8 protein-coding genes are annotated in these 5473 nt (G+C 72.7%); 6 read left to right on the forward strand and 2 right to left on the reverse strand.

Going from position 1 to position 5473, the window contains the following annotated elements:
* Window positions 1–310, reverse strand: a 310-nt coding sequence (locus tag QM621_RS06065) for a hypothetical protein (RefSeq protein WP_414989470.1), incomplete at its 3' end; no start/stop codon positions are given.
* 101 nt (window positions 311–411) lie between these two features.
* Between QM621_RS06065 and QM621_RS06070 the strand changes: the two genes are divergently transcribed.
* On the forward strand, window positions 412–912 hold the full coding sequence (locus tag QM621_RS06070) for a hypothetical protein (RefSeq protein ID WP_414989471.1): 501 nt from the start codon (window positions 412–414) through the stop codon (window positions 910–912).
* Between the two features lie 4 nt (window positions 913–916).
* Here QM621_RS06070 and QM621_RS06075 read toward each other — a convergent pair whose 3' ends face one another.
* Window positions 917–1153, reverse strand: coding sequence for a helix-turn-helix domain-containing protein (locus QM621_RS06075; protein WP_414989472.1), 237 nt, complete (start codon window positions 1151–1153; stop codon window positions 917–919).
* Between the two features lie 165 nt (window positions 1154–1318).
* On the opposite strand from QM621_RS06075, the gene QM621_RS06080 reads away from it, so the two are divergent.
* The 5 genes from QM621_RS06080 to QM621_RS06100 form a co-directional block, all read left to right on the forward strand.
* Window positions 1319–1951 carry a hypothetical protein gene (locus tag QM621_RS06080; protein ID WP_414989473.1) on the forward strand — a complete coding sequence of 211 codons (633 nt, stop codon included), beginning with the start codon at window positions 1319–1321 and terminating at the stop codon, window positions 1949–1951.
* Window positions 1948–3090, forward strand: a complete 1143-nt coding sequence (locus tag QM621_RS06085; protein ID WP_414989474.1) for an AAA family ATPase — start codon at window positions 1948–1950, stop codon at window positions 3088–3090. Before QM621_RS06080 ends, QM621_RS06085 begins: the two co-directional genes overlap by 4 nt.
* An 8-nt stretch (window positions 3091–3098) precedes the next feature.
* The gene (locus QM621_RS06090) at window positions 3099–4526 is read left to right on the forward strand and encodes a wax ester/triacylglycerol synthase family O-acyltransferase (RefSeq protein ID WP_414989475.1); all 1428 of its coding nucleotides are present in this window, start codon (window positions 3099–3101) and stop codon (window positions 4524–4526) included.
* The gene (locus tag QM621_RS06095; protein ID WP_414989476.1) at window positions 4526–4819 is read left to right on the forward strand and encodes a hypothetical protein; all 294 of its coding nucleotides are present in this window, start codon (window positions 4526–4528) and stop codon (window positions 4817–4819) included. The genes QM621_RS06090 and QM621_RS06095 overlap by 1 nt, the downstream gene beginning before the upstream one ends.
* Before the next feature lie 161 nt (window positions 4820–4980).
* A partial coding sequence (locus tag QM621_RS06100; RefSeq protein WP_414989477.1) for an AAA family ATPase occupies window positions 4981–5473 on the forward strand: 493 nt, incomplete at its 3' end.

The raw sequence follows: 5473 nt of genomic DNA on the forward strand, positions 1-5473 counted from the left end.
CGTCGAGCCCCTGGGGGTTGGCCTGCGCTGCCCCGCCGGCGAGGACGGCCCCGGTGGTGAGCGCCGCGACCAGCCAGGCGGGCGCGAGGCGTCGGGCGGCCACCGGGTCGACGGCCACCGCCGCCACGGCGAGGAGAAGCCAGGCGGACACGGCGAGCAGCAGCAGCGAGAGCGCCGCGCCCAGTGCGGTGTCGAAGTCGGGGCTGATGAGCCGATCGGCGGCCGACGGCAGGGAGCAGACGCCGCCGACGACCCCGCCGAGGCCGCCGCCAGCGGCGACGAGCGATCTGAAGAGACTGATATTCCGCATGAAATCTCCCGTTTGATGACGTTTAAGAACGCTTGATAACAGAAAAGACCGTTTCGTCTCTCTTGTCAAGGGGTGGTCCACAGGCGGTCTAGCGTGGCGACATGCGCTGGGAACGGCTGTTCGCCGAGATCGAGGCCTCCGTCCACGACGAGGAGGCATGGGAGCGCGACGCGCTGGCCGACGAGCTGACCGACGGGGAGTGGGCCGAGACGTCGGCGCGCGACCTGGTGTGGGGCGAGGTGGACCTCGACGTCGCCTCAGTCGGCTGGGTCGGCGGCCGGGTGGTCCGCTCGACGCCCGAGGTCGTGGTGGTGTCCTCCGGCGGACGCGACACGGTGGTCGCCTGGTCGGCGGTGGCGGGCTGGCGCGGCGGGTCGGGGCGTGCGCCGGAGCTCGGCGAGGTGGAGCGGCGGCTCGGCTGGACGCGGGTCGCCCGGACCTTCCGCGACGAGGGCGTGACCGTGCGATGCCATCTGCGGGGCGGAAGCCTGGTCGACGGAGTCATGGAGACGGTCGCCGCCGACGCCCTCGCGCTGCGCTCCGACGTCGGCGTCCGTTGGATCCGGCTGGCGGCGCTCGTCGCGGTCCGCGAGCTGGACTAGCCGGTCAGCGGGCGGCGTCGAGGTCCTCGGACAGCTCCGACAGCTGCGATGCGGTGCGCTCGTACTGGCGCTGGATGTACTTCTCCAGCTCGACCTGCTCGACGCGCCACTGGCCGCGCCCGCCGATCTGGATGCCGCGCAGGTCGCCGCTGCGGACCAGCGCGTAGACCTGCCGGACGGTCACGTTCAGCACCTCGCCGACATCGGCGAGGGTGAGGAAGCGTGGCGTGTCCGAAGCCATGCGGCCAGTCTGTCACGATCTGGTGTCAAAAGAACACCAGCCTGTGGATAACTCGCCTTGTCGGCCGCACTGTGGAATCAGGGCTGGACGTGGCGCGCGTGATCGACTACACATCTCAGTCAGACGACGACGATTCGGGGGGATCGGATGCCTGACACGCATGACATGAGCCAGCCGCGCGCCGCACGGCGGATCGAGACAGGGCGATGGCGTGACCTGCGGCTTCTCGGCGGAGTGGCGCTCGTCATCGGGGCGATGGTGGTCGGCGGCCGGTTGATCGCCGCCCTCGACGACGCCGAGCGGTACTGGGCGGTGTCCTCCTCGGTGCGGGCCGGCGATCCGGTCGACCGCGACGACCTCGTCGCGGTGGAGGCGCGGCTCGCGTCGCAGGTCGACGGGGTCTACGCGCGCGTCGACGAGGAACTGCCCGCCGAGCTCGACGATCTGCGCTGGACCGAGAATCTCACCGAGGGCGCGATGGTCGGCCGGGACGCCTGGAGTGCGGGCGGCGACTCCTCGGGCCATCTGCCGGTGAGCGTGCCCACGGGGTCGCTGCCGGCCGACATCGCCGCGGGCGACCTGGTCGACGTGTGGGTCGGTCCCGGCCCCGGCGAGGACTCCGCCGTCGCCGCGCGCCGCGTGGTCGAGGGAGCCCGGGTCGTCGACGCCGGCGAGGTCGACGCGCTCGCCGCCACCGTGAGCCGCACGATCGTGCTCGACCTCGGCGCCGCCGAGCTGCTCGGCGAGCAGGTCGCCGCGCTGGCGGCCGAGCACGTGACGGTGGTGCGGGTGCCATGACGAGCCTCGTGGTCGCCGCGGGCGGAGCGGCGTGGGAGCCGGCGGCGCTCGCCGCCGTCGAGGGCGCGGAGCATCTGAGCCTGGCCCGACGCTGCGTCGACGTGGCCGAGCTGTTGGCGGTGGCGCGCACCGGCGCGGCGTCGGCGGCGCTCGTCGACCCGGGTCTGCCGGGCCTCGACCTCGCCGTGGTCGACGAGTTGGAGCGGGCGGGCGTCACGGTCGCCACCTGCGGCGACGCCGAGGCGGCTGCGGCGCTGCGGATCGTCCGCTCGTGTGCCGCCGAGCGGCTGGCCGAGGTCGACTGGGAGTCGTGGAGCCCCCGCCCGGCGTCGCGGCCGGAGCCAGCCGAACAGGGGCGCACGCTCGTGGTCTGGGGTCCGGCGGGCGCTCCGGGACGCTCGACCCTGGCCGTCGGGTTCGCGGCGGCCGCCCGGGCGCGGGGCGCACGGGTGGCGTTGGTCGACGCCGACGTCGCCGGCGGCACGCTCGCCCAGCAGCTCGGCGTGCTCGACGACCTCAGCGGCGTGCTCGCCGCCTGTCGCGCGGCGGGCCTCGGCCAGGACGCCGTCGACGAGCAGCTGGTCGAGGTCGAGCCGGGGTGGCGGCTGCTCACCGGCATCGCGCGCCCCGACATGTGGCCCCACCTACGGATCGCCTCCATGGACGCGGTGGTCGAGCGGCTGCGCGCCGACCACGACCTCGTCGTGCTCGACGTCGGCTCGGGCCTCGACCTCGACGCGGGGCGCTCGCGGCACGGACTCACCCGGCATCTGGTCGAGACCGCCGACGACGTGATGGTGGTCGGCCGCGCCGACCCGGTCGGGCTGTCGCGCCTGGTGCGCGGGCTGGCCGAGGTGGCCGAGCTGACCGGCGGACCGCCGTCCTCTCTCGTGGTCAACCAGACGCGGCCGAGCCTCGGCTGGAACGAGCGGGAGATCGCCGACACGTTGCGGCGGCTCTCGAACTGCGCGCCGGACGCCTTCCTGCCGATGGACACCGCGGGCCTCGACGCGGCGGCCATGCTCGGACGGTCCGCCCGCGAGGCGGTCCCGACCTCGCCGTTCGTGCGACGTTTGGACGTTTTGGTGGCGTCCTTCCTCGCCGAGCGCCGGGTGATAGCCTCGCCCAGATCAACGTGAGGAGTGTTATGGAGCGGCTGAGCCCCCTCGACGCCCTTTTCCTGCAGAGCGACAGCCCCACCGTGCCGCGGCAGGTGGCGACGCTGGCGATCTTGGAGCCGAGCGACGGACAGCTCGACTACGACCGTCTGCTGCGGGTCATCGACGAGCGCATCGACCTCGTCCCGCGCTACCGCCAGGTGCCCCGGCACGTGCCCGGCAGGATCGGCGCGCCGGTCTGGGCCGACGACGAGAACTTCGACATCACCGTGCACGTGCGCCGTTCGGCGCTGCCCTCGCCGGGCACCCGCCAGGCGTTGCACGAGCTGGCCGGACGGCTCATCGCCCGTCGCCTCGACCTCGACCGGCCGCTGTGGGAGCTGTACCTGATCGAGGGCCTGGAGGGCGGCGAGGTCGCGCTGCTGTTCAAGGGCCACCAGGCGTTGATCGACGGCTCCGACACCGTCGACATCGCGCAGGTCCTCTTGGAGGAGGCCGCGCACGTCCGCGAGATCCCGCACGAGGAGTGGGTGCCGCGGCCGAGCCCCGGCCTGGTGTCGCTGACCGCGTCCACCGTCAACCACGCGGTGAGCCATCCGGGCGAGGCGCTGCGCACCGTCGAGCGGGTCGCGGGCCGGGTCGCCCGGCATCTGCCCATCGTCGGCGCGTCCACGCCGCCGTCGATCGGCGTCTTGTCGGCCGAGCCGTCGCGGCACCGCCGGTTCGCGACGGTGTCGGTGTCCTTCGACGACCTGCGCAAGGTGCGGGAGGCGCAGGGCGGCAGGAACGGGCCGAGCGTCAACGACATCGTGCTGGCGTCGATCGCGGGCGGCCTGCGCGGCTGGATGCTGACACGGGCCGAGCCGGTCACGCCGAAGACGAGCTTCCGGGCGCTGGTGCCGATGTCGATCACCTCCGGCGAGGGTTCTGACGGGGCTCCGACGGCGATGGGCTCGACGGTCAAGGGCCATCTCGTCTCGCTGCCCGTCGGCGAGTCCAACCCGGTCGTCCGTCTGCACCAGGTGGCCTATGCGCTCAAAGACCACCGTGAGACCGGCAAGGCGGTGGCCGCCGGCGAGCTGGCGCGCCTTCCCGGCTACACCACGTCGACCTTCCACGCCGTCGGCGCCCGGGTGGCGATGACCGAGGCGGGCCGCGACCACCACATCACGATCACCTACGTGCCCGGCCCGGCCGACCCGGTGTATCTGGCCGGTCAGCAGGTCGGCGAAGTGTACTCGGCCATCCCGCTGCACGGCAACCGGGCGCTGTCGCTGGCGGTCACCTCGTACAACGGCCGGGTGTTCTACGGCCTGGTCGGCGACCGCGACGCGGTGCCGGACCTCGACGTGCTCGCCCAGTGCGTCGTGGAGTCGGTCGAGGAGCTGATCGAGGCGTCCAAGCCGTCGCGAGGCCGCGCGCCGCGGGGTCGTGCCCGGCCGAAGAAGGACGAGTAGTGCCGCGGGTCTACCTGGCGGCGACCGCCGACGACCTGCGCCGTCTGGCGGCCGGCGAGCCGTTGACCGGCGACCAGTGGGTCGCGGGCTCCGATGACGAGGAGGACGAGCTGGCCGCGCTGGAGGAGGCCGCCGAGACCGGCCCGGTCGCCGTGGCCGCCGAGGTCGCCGCGACCGACCAGCCGGTCACCCTCGACCAGATCGCCTCCCTCCATCTGGCCTTGGACGACTCCGGCCACCTCCAATGGTTCGACCCCAGCGAACTGGACCAGGTTGTCGCGCTGGCGGAGTGACGTCGCGTGGGGCGGCGAACTGCTCGGAAATCTGGAGTTCGCGACCTTCGGGAAATGGGAGTTCATAGCCCTCGGAAAGTGGGAGTTCGAGACATCTCGTCTGATTCGATGAGTTGATGAGTGTCGCAGGCGCACCGCTGGTTCCACGGCGAATTTCAGCGTTGCTCGACACGTTGGCGGATGACGAGCCGGTGATCGCGTTGCACGGGCCGCGTTCGGTGGGCAAGTCCACGGTGTTGCGGACGTTCGCCGAGGGCAAAGGGGTCCAGGTCGTCGACTTGGACGATCCGGCGACGCGCGACGCGGTGGTCGCCAACGTGTCGGCGGCGGTCAACGTCGCCCGGCCCCTGTGCGTGGACGAGTACCAGCACGCGCCGGAGGTGCTGGACGCGCTTAAGGCGAGGCTGAACCGCGAGGGCGCGTCGCCGGGCACGGCCGTCGTCACGGGGTCGACGCGTCACGACGCCCTGCCTCGTACCGCGCAAGCTTTGACCGGGCGGTTGCACGTCATGATGATCTGGCCGTTGTCGCAGGGTGAGCTCGCCGGTGTGGACGAGAATCTTGTGGAGGCTCTGCGGGCCGACCCCGACGCGGCGGTGGCGGCGTGTGCGGCGGCGGGCCCCCCGCGCGCCGCCAACCGGGTACCGGGCGGCA

Source organism: Aeromicrobium sp., assembly GCF_047606445.1.
Lineage (GTDB): Bacteria > Actinomycetota > Actinomycetes > Propionibacteriales > Nocardioidaceae > Aeromicrobium.

Coding starts and splice junctions, on each gene's coding strand:
- QM621_RS06085 (WP_414989474.1), top strand. CDS start 1,948: ATGACGAGCCTCGTGGTCGCCGCGGGCGGAGCGGCGTGGGAGCCGGCG.
- QM621_RS06070 (WP_414989471.1), top strand. CDS start 412: ATGCGCTGGGAACGGCTGTTCGCCGAGATCGAGGCCTCCGTCCACGAC.
- QM621_RS06090 (WP_414989475.1), top strand. CDS start 3,099: ATGGAGCGGCTGAGCCCCCTCGACGCCCTTTTCCTGCAGAGCGACAGC.
- QM621_RS06080 (WP_414989473.1), top strand. CDS start 1,319: ATGAGCCAGCCGCGCGCCGCACGGCGGATCGAGACAGGGCGATGGCGT.
- QM621_RS06075 (WP_414989472.1), bottom strand. CDS start 1,153: ATGGCTTCGGACACGCCACGCTTCCTCACCCTCGCCGATGTCGGCGAG.